This is a genomic window from Lyngbya sp. CCAP 1446/10 (genome assembly GCF_026130175.1).
In the GTDB taxonomy this organism is placed as follows: domain Bacteria; phylum Cyanobacteriota; class Cyanobacteriia; order Cyanobacteriales; family Microcoleaceae; genus Microcoleus.
In genome coordinates this window covers 41,350-57,638 of the sequence record NZ_JAIGNI010000015.1, presented here as the reverse complement: position 1 = coordinate 57,638, position 16,289 = coordinate 41,350, and the positions used below count along the sequence as shown (strand labels likewise).

Below are 16,289 nucleotides of genomic sequence, written 5' to 3'. Positions count from 1 at the left end.
TCTGGCCTCTGATGAAATGCGGGATAGTCAATTGATTTGTGGTGATTCGAGCAATTCTTGAATTAAAGCAGGTGCAGTTGCTTCTCGGTAAGCGCCGCAATAATACATCGTCAAAACAGCTTTGTAAGCCCAGTGATTTGATGGCACATCCGTAAAAGGATTTGGCAGAGTTTCCGCGCGATTGATCACGCAAGCATTGAGGATTTGTTCGCGGGTTGGCTGGAGTTGAACTAAAGAGTTATTTGGCTTTACTTGTGCAGGATTTTGTGATTGTGCGGGAGTTGAACAACTGGCACTAATTAGCAGTATAAATGCGGCAACGATTCTGAATTTAAGCATCTCATTACTTTTTGTGCGACAATATATCCTAACTTCCACTGCATTCCCTGAATACTATGCTGGATCGTACCCTCCGCAATCATTATCAAATTATCGAATTCTTGGGACAAGGCGCTTTTGGCGACACCTACCTCGCCAAAGATTTAGACTTACCCGGACAGCCCCAGTGCGTTGTCAAACATCTTAAACCGAAAAGCCTAAAACCCGCCGACTTACTAATTGCCAAAGGCTTGTTCGACAAAGAAGCCGAAACCCTGTATAAATTGGGTAAGCTACACGACCAAATCCCCAGCCTTTCCGCCCACTTTGAGGAAAATGGCGAATTTTATTTGGTGCAAGATTTGATCGAAGGACATGACCTTACCAAAGAACTGATTCTAGGAAAAAAATTAAGCGAATCCTATAGTATTAAATTATTGCACGATATCTTAGCAATTTTAGCCATTGTTCATCAGCAAAATGTGATTCATCGCGACTTGAAACCTGCTAATTTAATGCGCCGCCAAGATGGTAAAATTATCTTGATTGATTTCGGAGCGGTCAAGGAAATTAGCACAATGGTTGTTAATGCTCAAGGACAAACTAGCTTCACCGTTGGCATTGGTACTTCGGGTTATATGCCCAGTGAACAAGCGAAGGGCAAACCTAAACTGTGTAGCGATATTTATGCAGTGGGGATGATTGGGATTCAAGCATTGACTGGTCAAGCTCCTTATACCTTACCAGAAGATCCGCAGACGGGAGAAATTATTTGGCGAAATCAAGCGCAAGTCAGTAATAATTTAGCAAATGTGTTAGATAAAATGGTGCGCGACCATTTCAGTCAGCGTTATCAAAATGCAGAGCAAGCATTGCAAGCAATTTTATCTTTGTCGCCGCCTCCTACACCACCACCGGCACCGACACCGACACCAACACCACCGCCACCGCCGCCGACAAGGCGAGGCTTTTTACAATTCGTCCGTTTAGCTGGATTAGGACTTATCCGTTTAGTTTTCAACACCATACTGTTATTAATGTCGCTCATTTTTTTACTTTTTGTATGGCAATTCTTCGGAGGGTTTTTTAATGGCCTTGTAAGCCTTACGGACTAAGCCCTGCCCTTTTTTACGCATTTTCTGAAACTTAGGGCTGAACTTAAACATTGAAAAAATAATCCAAAATATAGCCAGCAATGGTTTCGGAGACTCGACTATATCTAAAACTGTCCGAAGTATTGGTATGGGAAATTATGAAATAACTCAGGTCGGGTGGCGGGCTGTGGCAGGTTTACCGAAAGTCAAGATTGACCTCAATCCCAATCCGTCTAAATTTAAAGGTGATGATTTGCCTGTTGAGAAAGTATCTTGGGATGATTCTATAGAATTTTGTGCTAGGTTATCTCAACTTACTGGACGCAATTATAGATTGCCTAGTGAGGCAAAATGGGAATATGCTTGTCGTGCAGGAACCACTACACCTTTTTATTTTGGGGACACTATTACCCCGGATTTAGTTAATTATAAGGGGAATCAATCCTACGGTTCGACACCGAAGGGAATCTATCGTGAAAAAACAACTGCTGTGGGTAGTTTTCCGCCTAATAGCTTTGGACTTTATGATATGCACGGGGATGTCTGGGAATGGTGTCAAGATGTTTGGCACGATAATTATAGCGGTGCGCCGACTGACGGAAGTGCTTGGGAAAGTGGTGGAGATAGTAAAAACCGGGTGCAGCGTGGTGGTTCCTGGAACTACTATGCGGTTCATTGCCGGAGTGCCTATCGTAACTACGGCTTGGCGGACTACAGGTGGAGGTTCAGGGGTTTTCGCGTAGCGGTTGCTTTGGTTTCTTCGTCGTCCTAGTTTTCCCCGCGAGGACTCTTCTTTGCTCTTTTGCCCTTTTGCTCTTTACTCTTTTTTCTTTTTCACTTTTTTGGTCGTCTCTGGTGACTCGATTTATTTTTGCACTCGTGGATGAACTCCCGACAAAGAAACCGGGTTTTTTACTTAATCTGTGGAGTACAGCGAAGGATATCGCAAAAAACCCGGTTTCTGGGCACCTGCGCGTAAGTCTTGTTTGGGAAAATCACTGTCACTGTGTCAATACTTTCTGTAGAGACAAGTCTGCTGAAATAGTCTGGTTTATTTACGGAGGAGTTGGTACTGATTTAGGATGGGTTCCAGCGTAGTAAACTAATACCAATTTTAAAAAAAAATGCAACAGTATTCTTGTTCCCCCCCTTTACAAGGGGGGGCTAGGGGGGGTCGAAGAGTGTTGCACGATTTTAGAAAAATGGTATAATTTTTTTTTCAGATTCACCCATGAACAGATTATAATTAGAAATATTGATTTTTCTCACGAATAGTCGCAGAGGAGATTTATAAAATGAATAACCTATTAGCAGAAAGTTTTGCCACTGTCTCTCAACTACCCGAAGCAGAACAAAATGCCATAGCATCCTTAATCTTACAAAAGATATCAGCACCCAGAGTCGCGCCGTTCCTCATTTCCCAATCAGACATCGAAACCCTAGAAAAATCATACATTTTCCGAGACAAAACAGAAGTCATTGAATTTATCAACAAATATCCGTTTCTACTTCCCATTGTCCTAGACGCACCCGTTCAGATTAGCCCTTATTTTCCCAAACAAAAACTATTACTTCAAGTCATCAATGACCCGGAAATTCCTAACTATATTCATCTGGTTCTCTCAATCATCTTAACAGACCTCGAACCCGATGCAGCAATGGATAGAGAAGACGAATTGCGTAAAAATTGGTCGAGGGGATTATCCCACGAAATTCGGGAGCATTTTTATACAATTTTGGAATACACTGATGAGTTTTGATTGGTCGCAATACCTAAATTTAGCAAAAGAACTTGCTGGTCAAGCAACTATTCCTGCTGAACAGGAGGCGCGATTGAGGGATGCTATCAGTCGTTCCTATTATGCTGCTTTTATCTCAGCGCGGAACTATTTGCGAGATAAACAAAGTCATTCCCTGCCAAAAACTAGCGATGTTAACCGCTATGTTTGGCAAGAATTTGATATTAATCCTGACTCAAGATATCAATTAATCGCCGATAATTTAGCAGTGTTGCGCCGCTATCGAAATCAAGCAGATTATGACGATAATTTTCCCTTATTATCTGCGATTGCTACTATTGCGATCAAGCGTTCTCAAGAAATTATTTCTAACCTAAGTAATCTCTAAATATCAATTTAATCTGATAATGTTTTTTTGCTGGAGTCGGGTTTCTTGCTTCATCAGCCGGTGGAGTCATGGAGCCAAATATCGCGCTTACGCACTAACAACTGTAGCTTTACCTTTAACTACGTTAGCTAAAATCGCTAAAATATTTGGCACCACTGGCTTCAAATCTGCCAAGCGGTTAGACGATGCTTGCAAAACAACCACGGCAATGTTAAACTGTGGCAGATTTTGCTGAAATGACAAATTGCGATCGACTGTAATAAAAACATCAAACTCTGCTTCTACTAGAGCCAGAAGTTGACCATTTTTAATTCCGGCTCATCCCATCTGTGGAACTGTTTTCACCTCATAGCCCACAAACTCTTTTGCCAATCTGCGATCGATACACTCATCCAATATCAACTTCATTCTACGCCACCATTGCCATCAATTGTTTTCTCAGAACTTCCAACAGAGCAATTACTTGCTCCCTAGTTACAGTGGGAAATCCCTCTAAAAAATCATCAATTGACTCTCCGGCTTCTAAATAGTCAAAAAGTGTTTGAACAGGAACCCTAGTGCCAATAAAAACAGGAGTTCCGCCCATAATTTCATCAGAAATGCTAATTATCTGAAAATTCTGAGACATAAGCCTAAGTAGTTGTAGGGTGTGTCGCCTGCGATAAATTCGGGCGGGCACGGGGGCACCGCCCCTACGAGCTACGAACCTTTGGACTGTTCCGACATCTGTCGCATTCCCACAGCCAACACGCTCAAAAACAAAAGCCCGATCGCCCCAGCCAACGGATTGCCGTTAACTCCAGTCACCCAATCCGGGACAGAGCCAGAATATCGTACTAACTCACCGACGTTAATTATATAGTATCCCCAGACTAAACCTGCATGAAGCCCGATCGACAAACCCAGCCTATTTTGACGGCTTCGCTTTGCCAAAACCAGTATCAAACCCAACAACAACAAGCCCGGAAACTGAGGCCAAGTCCGCAACATCGCCGCCACAGGTTTGATAAAATGAGATAGGGCAAATACCAGGCTATTCGCCCGCACAGAAATTTGATTGTTGTAATCCCGCTGCAACTCGTCGAGCAACCAACCACGGAATACTAACTCCTCCGCAAAACCCACTCCCAGGGCGCTTAATAGCCCTTCTGCGATGATTCGAGGCAAATTATCAGAATTTTGCCATGAGACAAAACCGAACAGTCCTTGCACTAAAAATAGGGTGAAAGTGATCGAAAGCCCGATCGCCAATCCAGTCAAAAGTTCAAAACCGTTTTGTCGCGTATTGACTAAACCGTAACTTTTGAGTAATTGCGTTTGTCCGTAAACCTGTTTTCCCCAGCGCGGCACTAGGAACAGAAATTCGACAAACAACAATCCCATTGTCAGAATAGTTGCGAGGTTCCTATCTTTAACTAAGAGATAAATTGGGGCGGCGACGGGCAGCCAGATTGCTGCTAAGATTAAGAGAAAAATTATTATTCGTAATAGAAATGGATACTTTGCTATTTTGTTGGTGTTAATCATTATTGTTGTAAATTAAATGGATTTGACATGACATTTTTATGGGCATAACATTGCTCGCTGGTGTAAACTTAATGTCAAACTTATTCATATACTTCTGTTTGCTGCCGAGGCCAGATCCCCCCTAGCCCCCCTTAAAAAGGGGGGGACAAGATTCTGATCAAAGTCCCCCTTCTTAAGGGGGATTTAGGGGGATCTGGCCTAGGCTATTAACGAACTTAAGAAGGGGGGAACCGGAAACACTCAAAGTCCCCCTTCTTAAGGGGGATTTAGGGGGATCTGGCCTCGGCTATTAACGACAGATACAAGGGTTGTCAGGTTTAAGTTGACACTCACGAGCATTATCCCGTCCCCAATGTACAAAGCCCACAGAAAAAGCTAGAATAGCATCATATCGGTTAAAACTTTAAGTGAAGCAAAGCTATAACATCAGGTAACAATGACTGAAGTATCGGATTTCTCAAATGTCGATCGCGAATTAGACGACACAATATTAAGTTTCGCAGACATTCAAGCAGAACTAAACCTGCGCCGCGCTAAAGATGCTCTGCGAGATATAGTAGAAAATCTCGACTTGACAGCACAAGAGCGAACTGGACTGGAGCCGGAAATTGGCGGCTTGGAAACCATGCTGGACAAGCTAGAGCGCGCTTGCGTGCAAATCGCTGTGTTTGGGATGGTAGGAAGGGGAAAATCTTCGGTTTTGAACGCGCTACTCGGTCAAAATGTGTTTGAAACAGGCCCTACTCACGGGGTGACTCGTACCACAACTATTGGCCAGTGGGATGTCGGAGATGGTGTTGATGACGGTTTACCCGATCGACTTTCGCCTGTTATTTACCGTTTATCGCAAGTAGAATTAATCGACACACCGGGAATAGATGAAGTTGACGGCGAAACTCGCGAACTTTTAGCCCGCCGCGTCGCTAAACAAGCCGATTTGATATTGTTTGTAGTTGCTGGCGACATTACGAAAGTGGAATATCAAGCACTTTCGCAGTTGCGGGAAGCCGGAAAACCGATGTTATTAGTCTTTAATAAAATTGACCAGTATCCCGATGCAGATAGACTGGCAATTTATCATAAAATTCGCGACGATCGCGTGAGAGAATTGTTATCTCCCGATGAAATTGTGATGTCCGCGGCTTCACCTTTGACAGCGCAGGCGGTGCGCCGTCCCGATGGCAGTATGGGAGTCAAAATGACGCGCAGTTTGCCACAAGTGCAAGATTTAAAATTAAAGATTTTGGAGATTTTAGACCGCGAAGGCAAGTCTTTGGTGGCGCTGAATACGATGCTCTGTGCGGGAGATATTAATGAGCAGTTAGTACAGCGAAAAATGGAAATTCGAGATGATGCTGCTAATCGCATTATCTGGAATGGCGTAATGACTAAAGCTGTGGCGATCGCCCTAAATCCAGTTACTGTAGTTGATATTCTTAGCGGTGCGGTAATTGATGTGGTGATGATATTAACTTTATCTAAAGTTTACGGCATTGCGATGACAGAAGCGGGGGCGGTGGAGTTGCTGCAAAAGATTGCGATTAGTATGGGGGGAATTACTGCGGGCGAATTGTTGGCTAATTTGGGTTTGAGTTCTTTGAAAGGATTGTTGGGTTTGGCGACACCGGCGACGGGAGGTTTGGCTTTGGGGCCTTATATTTCTGTGGCTGTGACTCAAGCTGCAATTGCTGGGGTTTCTTGCTACGGAATCGGTCAAGTTACTAAGGCTTATTTGGCTAATGGTGCTTCTTGGGGAGATGATGGGCCGAAGGCTGTGGTGAGCAAGATTTTGTCTTCTTTGGATGAGGATTCTATTTTAAATCGGATTAAGGATGAGTTGCGGGCTAAGTTGAATTTGGGGAGTGGGGAAAAACATCAATCTCATTGATTGTTTTGGGACTTGCTTGTTTTTAATAATCTGTTTATGGGCGGGCTATAATCCCACCCCACAAGGCAATTGATTTGTCGTTATACTTGGAAAAATTTAGGCTTCAGTTAACAAGACTCGGCGGTTGAAACCGCGTCTACACAAACGAAGTCTGCCTCCGCCGACTAAAGAAAATAACGTGATTTCAACCACTCACTCTTCATGCGGAGGCAGGTTTTGTCTGTCTAGATGCGGTTTCAACCGCCGTCTCAACTGGCAATGAAATTAACCATAAAAAAATGGCGTTTGTACTTGACAAACGCCATTTTATAGAGTTACAAACGCGGCGTTTTATCTTGTTTAAACGACGCTAACCATTCGCGAAGTTCGTTGGCCGCAATGTCGCGCCCACCCAAACCAAAGGCTAGAGCAATTCCAACTGCGATCGCCCCCAGCAACAGCCCGAAAGCCAAATTCACAATATCGCTGCCAATGCCCATCTGTTGCAGCGCTAATGCCGCCACAAAAGCAATAATCGCGATGCGAGCCGTTTGGCCCAACAACCGCGCTTGGCGAGTTCCAGAACTAGCAATCAAACTAAAGGCCAGGTTCGCCAAATACAAGCCGATCGCAAATACGACCAAACCGGCCAGCACTCTACCTGCAACCAGCACAATACCGCTGACAATCGCTGTCAGCGCTGGAATCCTCAGCACATCGGTAGCAGCCACCACCGCAAACAGGAGGATGCCCACCTGCACCACAATGCCGACAAACTCCGAAGGCGTGCGCGCAGGAAGTTCCGGTTCCTGAAGAATCGTTGCTTCAGGATCGATCGAACTAGGCGGTAGTCGCAGCGGCTGTTTCGGCTGCATTCCCAACCAAGAAAAGACATTGTTAAAGCCAATTCCCGTCAAGATATTCGTTACCAAATCGCCGATCCAGCGCCCCAAAATGTAAGCAACGGCCAGAATTATCGCTGCTGTAAAAATGTTGGGAAGCGCGCCCAGAATCGTGTTGAGCATCGCGATTGCCGGCAAGGAAATCGCTTGGATGTCCAAAGCGTTCAAAGCTGCGATCGCCGTGGGAATCAAAATCAACACGTAGACGATCGTACCGATAATCCACGACAGCGATTGTCCGCCCGAACTCCGGGAAATGCCAAACCGAGCGCCCAAACTGTCCGCCCCAGCAGCAGCCAGCAGATTCGTGACAATCCGCTGCACCACTTGAGCCAGCAGCCAGCCGATAAACCCAATCACCAAAGCTTCCAGGATTTTTGGAATTGCCGCCAAAATTTGGTTCAGCAAATTATTAACTGGTAGCAAAGCCTGCTGCAATTCCAGCGATTCGAGAACCGACGGCAAAAACAGCAGAAAAATGAACCAGTACAGCGCATTCGCCAGAGTCTCGCTCAGCAGCAAAGGATTCTCGGTAGGTGCATTCCCCACCTGCTGATTCAAGCGCTCGTCTACGCCAAAACTCCGCATCGCCCGCGATAATGCCAATTTGGCAACTGTCGCCAACACCCAAGCAATCCCCAGAAAAATTAGGGCTTTGGCTAACTTAGGCAAAGCACCGGCAATTTGATTGAGAAATGTATTGAGGGGTTGCGAGACAGCCGTTAGATTCAGCCGGTTGAAAAAGGCAACTAGGAAAAAGATAAAAATGATCCAGAATACCGCACCGGAAATCCATTTTTCCACTTGCGGGGAGCCTTCTCCTTCCGGGCGGCCAGTAATCCAACCAGCCAGTCGGTTGTCGATCGTCGTCTTCTTGAGCAATCCCCCAACTAGGGATGAGACGAGGGCTGATACGATCAAGCCAATTAGCAGGATACCGATCGCCCAGATCAGATTCTCAATGTTTGAACCCACCACAAAATTGTTAATTCCGCGTTCGGCATCTGCCAGCGGATTCGTGGCTGCCGGGGCCTGTGCTAAAATGCGTAGCGTAGCGGGGCGTAAGCCATCGGACAAAGCCACCATTGGGCCCGATATCGGTTGAGTTATTTCTTGCCAAGTTTGATTCATTTTTTTCTCAGATTAACGTCAGATTTGACAAACAAGATAAGAAACTGTAAGAATACGCTTCTAGCTTGCAGGTTTCCATGTCAATTCGTCAAGTTTTCGAGCAATCTATTGAAATTCGCGCTGCTGCTACCTTGGTTGAGCGCTGTATAGTCGATCGCACTTTAATGCACAAATGGCTGAATCCCATACTGCGCTGCGATCCTGAAGGCGAATGGGATACTGCTGTGGGAAGTCGCAGCTTATTTATCATAAAAATTCCGGTTTTGCAACCCACTTTAGAGAGCGTAGTGTTGGAGCGACAACCCGGTTTAATTGTGTGGGGGTTCGACGGATTTTTCAAAGGATGCGATCGCTGGGAATGTCAGCCCCAAATCCAAGGAACTCTCTTGATTAACCGCTTTGAATTTCAAATCCCCAATCCTTTAATTAGATTTGGTTTCAATCGCTTTGCAGCTTCTTTGACCAAGAAAGACATGAAAGACCAACTCCGCCGACTCAAACGAGTAGCGGAGCAATTATCGGAAAAAATTAGTAATAGCTAATCGGTAACGGTAATTGGGAATCGGTAATTGGCAATAGTTGAAACCTCAAGATTAATAGAAAAAGCAGCACCAATTCGCAATTAGCAACTCCCAATTTCCAATTCCCAATTCCCGATTTCTGATTTCTTAATTCCAACAATTTCAGTTATTTACTTCCCAGCCCCCGATGATGAATTGGGCTGACAAATCATTTGTCTTGCTTGACCTGCCGTATTTTGCAAAGCTGGGGAATTCTGATATAAAGCCTGCATATCTTGCAAATCTTTGATGACTCGCTGATAGATGGCCACCGCTTGATTGCCATTCACTTCTAAAGCAGCAGGCCCGTAATTTTGAATCACTTCGATCAGCGATATTTTGCCATCTTTGGAAGCTGCGAGTAAGGCATCGCGCAGTGCCGGCGCGCTTTGCAGCCTAGTTGTCGGCGTATAAGCAACGTCGCCCAATTCTTTGAAAACAATTTCCCCAAAATAAGTATTTGCCAACCGCGTTACTAATTGGGAATCTAAAGCCACTTCTCGCGTTAATATTTCGCGTACCGAATCGGGACTTTGTTTCGACAAATTCAGAACGCTTTGCAGTTGAGGTGATGCTTTGCCGGTTTGTGCAAAGCTTTGCAAGTCGCTCATCGGTAAAGTTACGTCAACTGCACCGTATTTTACGGTAACATTGTCTAGTGCAAAAGCTTTGCCGCTGTTGAGAAATACTGCACTTGTCGAGATTAAAAGTGCCAAACCTAATGATAAAGACTTTGACATTTTTTTGGTAAAATGGGCTGACTGTAGCTGCATTCCGTTGAGATAATTTGGTTGAAACTTAAAGTTCATGGGTTTGTGCCTTTTTACGTCAAAATACTGTTTCGATCGATCGTCTCTGCGGGTACCAGTGGGGAAAGTGGACTCAGGACTTCCGTAAATGACATAATATTTTACAGTCAGGTCGAGCAAATGTAACCTATCAAAAGATAGGTGTTAATCGCTCGGTTATATGTTATACCCAGATTTGCAAGAATTCATCGAGCTTTGCAAAACTTATAAGAGCGATATTGGGCTGTCCAGCAGCAGTTTATCGAGTGTGGCTTGGGATGCGATGTTGTGCGATCGCCCATTTAAGTTAGTTCTGGTCGAGCCTTTCGAGCAATAGGCGAATTCTAGCAGCATCCTCAGCATTCGGAGCATTTGTCAGGTATAGTTCCAAATCGTGGCGCGCCTCCGCCAAGCGCCCCAGTTGATAGTAGAGAATTCCGCGATCGCGCCTTTCCAACAGCGCATCGGGAAACAGCAGCAAAATCCGATCGATCGCCGCGAGAAACCTCATAGCATCACCCTGTTGGAAGTAAATCGCCTTCAAATTCCCCAGCATTCGCCCCAACAACTGCCGCGGACTTACCGGGGCGAGAAAAGCCGGTTGCAACTCCATCGGTTGACCGTAAAGTTGAGAAAGTCTCCCTTGACAATCTTCAGGAAATAGTATTTCGCCACCATTAAACGCATCCACAAAAATCCCAGCATCTTCAAAATCCGGCTTAATTAAAAAATGTCCCGGCATCCCAATCCCCACCATCGGAAAATCAATGCGCTTAGCAACCTCCAAATAAACCAATGATAAAGAGATGGGAATGCCAGTGCGGCGATCGATCACTTGATTCAAAAAGCTATTGCGGGGGTCATAATAATCAACATCGTTGCCGGAAAATTCCAAATCCTCGTACAGATAGCGGTTAATTGTTTGAATGATCCGCAGCGGATAATTCTGTGGCGGGAGGCGATCGCGCACTTGATCGGCGATCGAATCGAGAACATTGAGATACGCTTCCGGCTCTAAATTCGGGTATTCTTCCAAAGCCAGATACAGTGCAGCTTTCGCCAGGTCGATCGAACCATCAGGCTGATTAATTTCTTGATAAAAGAGTTGTCTGGCTCTTGAAAAGTCCATATTAATGATTTATTTGATTTTAATTGACATTTTATCCGAATATCCTGTTGCCCAAAAAAACATTAAAAACATCTCTCTACTCTTCCTCTCTGCGTTCTCTGCGCCCTCTGCGGTTAAAAAAAACAGTTTTGTATGTAACGCGCACCTTACAACATAACTTTTAACTTTCAAATCCCGTGACTTTTACCAATTACCCAACTGCGGCGAAAAATTCGAGCCAGAGTCGATTCTTCCAAAGCAAAATAGATAGGGCGTCCGTGAGGACAAGTGCGCGGATTGCGAGTTTGCTGCCATTCATCCAACAAATTTTGCATTTGCAAAAGACTCAAAGGAGTACCGTTACGCATAGCGCTGCGACAAGCAGTAGCAACTTGAGCAGCTTGCAAATCTGCGACTTTACTGAGTTCAAAAAGCGCAGCCGCACAGTCATCTCGATCGGCCAACAATTCAGGCACTTCTCGCGCCGCCCATAGCTGTTCGCCAAATGTTTCTACCTCCAAACCCAAGCGCGACAAATTCTCGATTTGCAGGGCAGATAATTGACTGAGAATTACTGGTTTTTCGAGAGATTTTAACTGCCAATCAGCGCAGATGTGTTCGTACAAAACGCGCTCGTGAGCGATGTGTTGTTCTATCAACCACATTCCGCTGGAATGTTCGGCCACAATGTAAGTATTGTGAACTTGTGCGATCGCCCTCAGTTCCATCAATCCTATTTTACGACTTTTTGTATCTTGGCACCCTTCATCATTCTGGCGAGCCGAAACCCCTACACTGTAAGCACTTTTCTGTTCCGATGCCTTCAGCAATTGTCCCACGCGATCGGGAATTGGAGGATCTGGCAAAACCTCATCATTCAGGTGCAAAGCCCGATCGATTGCAGCGCCAACTTGTGCTTGCCAAAAACTCGGATCGTGCAGATAAATTTCCACTTTAGCCGGGTGGCGGTTCCAGTCGATTTCCGAGGGGAAGAGTTGTAGGTGAACAAAACACACAGGATAGCGATCGCGCGGACAAGTGCGGGCGAAGGCGCTGAGAATAGTTTGCTCTAATTGGGGCGATCGCACAACCCGCCGATTCACCGCCACCTTAACCCAATCCGGCCGCCTGCGGTGACAGCGATCGGGCAAACCAATTACTAATTCCAAAGACTGGGAATTGGTAACAGATGATTGAGAAGTAGCAGCAGGTAATTGATAATTGTGCTTGCTTGTAGCTCCCACAAGTTGAGTTTCTCGCAAAAAATTTGCTGCTTGCTGATTTTGAGGACTCGCAGGCAAATCTAACTTTAAATATTGTAAATCGCTCGATCGCACACCGCGCACAAATTGAGGCAAAATTTGTGCCGCTGTGCTGGCAGAAGTTACATAAAAACAAGGCGTATTTGCTTGACGCAACTGCCAATTAACGTGCGGGTGACAAATAGCTATTTGCTGAATAATTGATTGGATCGATCGCATTTGCTGTGCCGGCGACAAAAAAGTGCGGCGCACAGGCCAATTGCCAAACAAATTATCCACATTCACCACCGTACCAGGGGCGATCGCCACTGTTTCCAGATCCACAGCAACGCCCGCGTTGTTGTAAACTACCCGCCAGCCCGATCGAGCATTTTCAACTCCACCTTTGTTAAACGATGAATTCTCAACTCCCCCCCTTAACAAGGGGGGGCTGGGGGGGGTTTCCGCAGACTCTCGATTTTCCCAAAAATCCCCCAATCCCAAATCATTCGGCCTGCTCAAAACCTCCAAACAGCCCAACTGAGCCAAACTGTGCAAAGCTTCCCCGCGAAATCCCAAAGTAGCAATTTTGTAAAGGTCAGCTTCCGTGGTAATTTTGCTCGTACTGTGAGGCGAAGCCGCCTGTTGCAAATTTTCCAGATCCATTCCCGTACCATTATCTGCAACTTGCACCCGCCACTGTTCGGGCCAAACAGACACAACGATGCGAGTTGCGCCAGCATCCAGAGAATTTTCAACTAATTCTCGTACCGCAGCGGCGATCGAGTCAATCACTTCGCCGGCGGCAATTAAATTGATAACTTCTGCGGGTAAGGTTTGAATAGTAACTGGCATCAGATTTTTAGCAGTTCGTTAATTAAATTCTACTTGATTCTGCTACTCGCTACACATTATATCTCACGAAAATCGAGAAAAGCCTGATATCTGTCTGCTAATTAAACTTGCTCCGCTTCTGCAATATTTTTCGGCAATCGAATGTAAAAAATTGTCCCTTTTTCATTGTCCGATTCATAGGTAATTTCCCCTTTGTGAGCATCAACGATCGACTTAGCAATCGCCGTTCCCAAGCCAGTACCAGTCCGCTTTCCGTAGGTCACAAACGGTTCAAATAATTTGTCCTGAATTGATGGCGGAATACCTGGGCCGTTATCGTAAATGCTAATTTCTGCCCACTCCTCGGTTTGTGTCACAATAATCTCAACTCGCCCCCCGCGCCCGCCAAAAGCTTCAACAGCATTCCCAACTAGATTTTGCAAAACGCGCAAAATCTTATTTTCGTCCGCTTCCACTATCACTTCTGTCACCCGCAGCACCAAATCTACTTTTGCCGCATCAAAATAAACTCTGTTCAATTTTTCAAACTGCTGCAATGTCTGGATTAAATTGACTGGTTTTTTATTTAATACAGAGTTCCCTCGCGAAAATTCTAATACTTCTTCAGCCATCCCCAACATTCGCTGAACTTGTAATTGAATAAGTTCGCACCACTCCTGAGTTTCCTCATCCGGGTGCATTTCTTTGAGCATTTCGCTGGAGAGTTTAATTCCCGTAAAAGGACTTTTGAAATCGTGAATGATTGTACTCACCATTTCTCCTACTAATACCATTTTTTGTTTGTGTACGAACTGGCTAACATATTGATCTGTCGTAGAACGCAAATTTTTAATAATGAAACTAAACATTTCCAGTACCGAACTGCCTTTAGCAAACTCTAGAGTTGCTATTAGTTCTTCGCGGCATATTTTTGCCAAAGTCGTGCCGCCAAATGCCACAGCTCTAGCACTGCGCGGCTCTCCGTCTAAAACTCCGAGTTCGCCAAAAAAATCGTCTGGCTTAGCGACAGCAATAGTTTGATATTTACCGTTTTCAATCCGCTTGCTAAACTCGACTTCACCTTCTAAAACTAGATATAAAAAATCGGCTGTTTCTCCTTCTTCAAAAACTAGCGTTTCCTCAGCAAAACTCTCCAATACAGCTATTTGACACAGGTGAGCAGCTTGCAGAGGTTCAAAATAAGACATAAATCGATGAGATGCCAGATCCATGAGATGATACCTAATGCTTAATTTAAACAGTTTCTTTTTTCTATTTTCGCCGATCGGCATCGATGCGTTGATAAAATACAATACTGCTTGAATCTGGCTCTATGTTTTGGCATCCCTGGCCGGGAAAGGGCGATCGCGGGAATGTAGAGCCAGACTCAGACAGCAGCAGCAATCTCGCGCAAATTCTTAATTAATTGACTAAAATCCATAAATATGGTAATATTTGTGAGATTTTAATTGGATGTGCGATCGAGTTCAGCGGCGAGCATGACAAGATTTTAACTTTAGAAAGAGCGCACAATTTAAATGCCGATCGCCTTTCATTGCCAAAAATTAACGATCGCCAGATAAGACAACCGCAGCATTCTGTCCGCCAAAGCCAAAACTCAAACAAACCGCATTTCTCACAATAGTCGATCGGGCACAGCGCACAAAATCTAACTCAAACCCAGGTTTTTTCATACCAGCGCAAGGTGGCAACATTTGGTATTTAATACCCATCAAACAAAAAGCCACGCCCAAAGCACCCGAAGCCCCCAAAGTATGACCCGTAGCCCCCTTAGTCGAACTAACAGCAACTCCTTGCTGAAACAATTTCTGAATTAACAGTGCTTCATGTCGGTCATTTAAATCAGTTGCAGTACCATGAGCGTGAATAAAATCTATATCAACCGCCGATAAATTGCTGCGTTTCAAACATTGAGTTACCGCCGCGATCGCACTTTTCCCACCCAACTCCGGCGCAGTAGCATAACAAGCATCATTTGTAAACCCAAAACCAGAAATTCGACCATAAATTTTAGCGCCACGACGGCTTGCCAACTCAGCCGATTCTAATACAAATAAAGCCCCGCCTTCGCCGAGCACCAAGCCTTCCCGATGTTCGTCAAACGGATAGCAGCCCGTGTTTGCCAAAGCACCCATCCGGCTAAATCCAGCCAGAGTCAGCGGTGTAATTGGGGCTTCCACAGCACCGGCGATCGCCCGCTGACACTCACCGGTGCGGATCAAATCAACAGCGCGGGCGATCGACTGTAGGCCCGTCGCACAAGCAGCCATCGGTGCGAATACAGGCCCCGTCGAGCCAATTGCCCTCGCCGCCGCGATCGCCCCCATGTGAGGCAAAAAATCCACAAATCGAGAATCGGGAATTAGTAATTGGGAATTGGGCATTGAGAATTCCCTTCCCTCTTCCTTCTTCCCTCTTCCTTCTTCCCTCTTCCTTCTTCCCTCTTCCTTCTTCCTTCTTTCTTCCCTAGCCAACTGTTCCAAATTTGCCTGAAAGCCGCGGCTAGAGCCGATCGCAATTCCGCAATCAGGCAAAGGCAAAGTCAAATCAGCATCTTGCAAAGCATCTGCCAAAACCTGCCGAATTAAAGTTATTAAATCAGCAGGTTTTGTACCAACCAAAGCCAAAAGCTGCGGTTCAAGTTCTAAAAAAGGTTGATGCTTCCGAATGCCACAATTCCCAGACAACAGTTGTTTCCAGCTATTTTCTAAATTACCTAAAGCTGAAACAAGACCAATTCCCGTAACCACAACATCCATAAATAGAAAGCT

Annotated in this window: 17 protein-coding genes; 7 read left to right on the top strand and 10 right to left on the bottom strand. The window is 45.2% G+C overall.

The annotated features are described in order from the left end of the window. Nucleotides 1–27 precede the first annotated feature (27 nt). Nucleotides 28–339, bottom strand: a complete 312-nt coding sequence (locus tag K4039_RS09250; protein WP_265234868.1) for an S-layer protein — start codon at nucleotides 337–339, stop codon at nucleotides 28–30. 56 nt (nucleotides 340–395) lie between these two features. Here K4039_RS09250 and K4039_RS09245 point away from each other — a divergent pair, with 56 nt between their 5' ends. From K4039_RS09245 to K4039_RS09230, 4 genes are all read left to right on the top strand, one after another. After that, nucleotides 396–1,433: a serine/threonine-protein kinase gene (locus K4039_RS09245; RefSeq protein WP_321161588.1), complete on the top strand. Its 1,038-nt coding sequence runs from the start codon at nucleotides 396–398 to the stop codon at nucleotides 1,431–1,433. 127 nt (nucleotides 1,434–1,560) lie between these two features. Continuing rightward, nucleotides 1,561–2,184, top strand: coding sequence for a formylglycine-generating enzyme family protein (locus tag K4039_RS09240; protein ID WP_375339796.1), 624 nt, complete (start codon nucleotides 1,561–1,563; stop codon nucleotides 2,182–2,184). Between the two features lie 523 nt (nucleotides 2,185–2,707). Continuing rightward, nucleotides 2,708–3,172 carry a hypothetical protein gene (locus K4039_RS09235; protein WP_265234867.1) on the top strand — a complete coding sequence of 155 codons (465 nt, stop codon included), beginning with the start codon at nucleotides 2,708–2,710 and terminating at the stop codon, nucleotides 3,170–3,172. Beyond that, complete coding sequence (locus K4039_RS09230) at nucleotides 3,162–3,539, top strand: HEPN domain-containing protein (protein ID WP_265234866.1); 378 nt, start codon at nucleotides 3,162–3,164, stop codon at nucleotides 3,537–3,539. Before K4039_RS09235 ends, K4039_RS09230 begins: the two co-directional genes overlap by 11 nt. 87 nt (nucleotides 3,540–3,626) lie before the next feature. Here the strand turns inward: K4039_RS09230 and K4039_RS09225 are convergent, their stop codons facing one another. The 3 genes from K4039_RS09225 to K4039_RS09215 all read right to left on the bottom strand — a co-directional run bounded on the left by K4039_RS09225 (nucleotide 3,627) and on the right by K4039_RS09215 (nucleotide 5,066). Beyond that, entirely contained in the window at nucleotides 3,627–3,782 is a 156-nt protein-coding gene (locus K4039_RS09225; protein WP_265234865.1) for a hypothetical protein, read from the bottom strand. Between the two features lie 166 nt (nucleotides 3,783–3,948). Next, nucleotides 3,949–4,167 (bottom strand): DUF433 domain-containing protein, encoded by a 219-nt coding sequence (locus K4039_RS09220; RefSeq protein WP_265234864.1) that lies wholly within the window; start codon nucleotides 4,165–4,167, stop codon nucleotides 3,949–3,951. Between the two features lie 71 nt (nucleotides 4,168–4,238). Next, nucleotides 4,239–5,066 (bottom strand): CPBP family intramembrane glutamic endopeptidase, encoded by an 828-nt coding sequence (locus K4039_RS09215; RefSeq protein ID WP_265234863.1) that lies wholly within the window; start codon nucleotides 5,064–5,066, stop codon nucleotides 4,239–4,241. 436 nt (nucleotides 5,067–5,502) lie between these two features. Here K4039_RS09215 and K4039_RS09210 point away from each other — a divergent pair, with 436 nt between their 5' ends. After that, a complete protein-coding gene (locus K4039_RS09210; RefSeq protein ID WP_265234862.1) occupies nucleotides 5,503–6,954 on the top strand; it encodes a GTP-binding protein in 1,452 nt (483 codons plus the stop codon). 314 nt (nucleotides 6,955–7,268) lie between these two features. Here K4039_RS09210 and K4039_RS09205 read toward each other — a convergent pair whose 3' ends face one another. Continuing rightward, entirely contained in the window at nucleotides 7,269–8,966 is a 1,698-nt protein-coding gene (locus K4039_RS09205) for a mechanosensitive ion channel (protein ID WP_265234861.1), read from the bottom strand. A 77-nt stretch (nucleotides 8,967–9,043) separates the two neighbouring features. Between K4039_RS09205 and K4039_RS09200 the strand changes: the two genes are divergently transcribed. Next, complete coding sequence (locus K4039_RS09200) at nucleotides 9,044–9,508, top strand: SRPBCC family protein (RefSeq protein ID WP_265234860.1); 465 nt, start codon at nucleotides 9,044–9,046, stop codon at nucleotides 9,506–9,508. Nucleotides 9,509–9,657: 149 nt separating this feature from the next. Here the strand turns inward: K4039_RS09200 and K4039_RS09195 are convergent, their stop codons facing one another. Then, on the bottom strand, nucleotides 9,658–10,335 hold the full coding sequence (locus tag K4039_RS09195) for an alpha/beta hydrolase (protein WP_265234859.1): 678 nt from the start codon (nucleotides 10,333–10,335) through the stop codon (nucleotides 9,658–9,660). 160 nt (nucleotides 10,336–10,495) lie between these two features. Between K4039_RS09195 and K4039_RS09190 the strand changes: the two genes are divergently transcribed. Next, the gene (locus K4039_RS09190; RefSeq protein ID WP_265234858.1) at nucleotides 10,496–10,651 is read left to right on the top strand and encodes a hypothetical protein; all 156 of its coding nucleotides are present in this window, start codon (nucleotides 10,496–10,498) and stop codon (nucleotides 10,649–10,651) included. Here K4039_RS09190 and K4039_RS09185 read toward each other — a convergent pair. From K4039_RS09185 to K4039_RS09170, 4 genes are all read right to left on the bottom strand, one after another. After that, nucleotides 10,622–11,443, bottom strand: coding sequence for a SirB1 family protein (locus K4039_RS09185; protein ID WP_265234857.1), 822 nt, complete (start codon nucleotides 11,441–11,443; stop codon nucleotides 10,622–10,624). The two genes, K4039_RS09190 and K4039_RS09185, sit on opposite strands and share 30 nt — an antisense overlap. Nucleotides 11,444–11,610: 167 nt before the next feature. Continuing rightward, nucleotides 11,611–13,518 (bottom strand): DNA mismatch repair endonuclease MutL, encoded by a 1,908-nt coding sequence (gene mutL, locus K4039_RS09180; RefSeq protein ID WP_265234856.1) that lies wholly within the window; start codon nucleotides 13,516–13,518, stop codon nucleotides 11,611–11,613. Nucleotides 13,519–13,619: 101 nt separating this feature from the next. Beyond that, complete coding sequence (locus K4039_RS09175) at nucleotides 13,620–14,729, bottom strand: ATP-binding protein (RefSeq protein ID WP_265234855.1); 1,110 nt, start codon at nucleotides 14,727–14,729, stop codon at nucleotides 13,620–13,622. A 333-nt stretch (nucleotides 14,730–15,062) separates the two neighbouring features. Beyond that, entirely contained in the window at nucleotides 15,063–16,277 is a 1,215-nt protein-coding gene (locus tag K4039_RS09170; protein WP_265234854.1) for a beta-ketoacyl-ACP synthase, read from the bottom strand. Nucleotides 16,278–16,289: the final 12 nt, after the last annotated feature.

Bases quoted from the DNA above. Each gene is read 5' to 3' on its own strand.
- K4039_RS09195 (WP_265234859.1), bottom strand. From the start codon at position 10,335: ATGAACTTTAAGTTTCAACCAAATTATCTCAACGGAATGCAGCTACAG.
- K4039_RS09170 (WP_265234854.1), bottom strand. From the start codon at position 16,277: ATGGATGTTGTGGTTACGGGAATTGGTCTTGTTTCAGCTTTAGGTAAT.
- K4039_RS09245 (WP_321161588.1), top strand. From the start codon at position 396: ATGCTGGATCGTACCCTCCGCAATCATTATCAAATTATCGAATTCTTG.
- K4039_RS09240 (WP_375339796.1), top strand. From the start codon at position 1,561: ATGGGAAATTATGAAATAACTCAGGTCGGGTGGCGGGCTGTGGCAGGT.
- K4039_RS09205 (WP_265234861.1), bottom strand. From the start codon at position 8,966: ATGAATCAAACTTGGCAAGAAATAACTCAACCGATATCGGGCCCAATG.
- K4039_RS09215 (WP_265234863.1), bottom strand. From the start codon at position 5,066: ATGATTAACACCAACAAAATAGCAAAGTATCCATTTCTATTACGAATA.
- K4039_RS09250 (WP_265234868.1), bottom strand. From the start codon at position 339: ATGCTTAAATTCAGAATCGTTGCCGCATTTATACTGCTAATTAGTGCC.
- mutL (WP_265234856.1), bottom strand. From the start codon at position 13,518: ATGCCAGTTACTATTCAAACCTTACCCGCAGAAGTTATCAATTTAATT.
- K4039_RS09230 (WP_265234866.1), top strand. From the start codon at position 3,162: ATGAGTTTTGATTGGTCGCAATACCTAAATTTAGCAAAAGAACTTGCT.
- K4039_RS09210 (WP_265234862.1), top strand. From the start codon at position 5,503: ATGACTGAAGTATCGGATTTCTCAAATGTCGATCGCGAATTAGACGAC.
- K4039_RS09235 (WP_265234867.1), top strand. From the start codon at position 2,708: ATGAATAACCTATTAGCAGAAAGTTTTGCCACTGTCTCTCAACTACCC.
- K4039_RS09190 (WP_265234858.1), top strand. From the start codon at position 10,496: ATGTTATACCCAGATTTGCAAGAATTCATCGAGCTTTGCAAAACTTAT.
- K4039_RS09220 (WP_265234864.1), bottom strand. From the start codon at position 4,167: ATGTCTCAGAATTTTCAGATAATTAGCATTTCTGATGAAATTATGGGC.
- K4039_RS09185 (WP_265234857.1), bottom strand. From the start codon at position 11,443: ATGGACTTTTCAAGAGCCAGACAACTCTTTTATCAAGAAATTAATCAG.
- K4039_RS09175 (WP_265234855.1), bottom strand. From the start codon at position 14,729: ATGGATCTGGCATCTCATCGATTTATGTCTTATTTTGAACCTCTGCAA.
- K4039_RS09200 (WP_265234860.1), top strand. From the start codon at position 9,044: ATGTCAATTCGTCAAGTTTTCGAGCAATCTATTGAAATTCGCGCTGCT.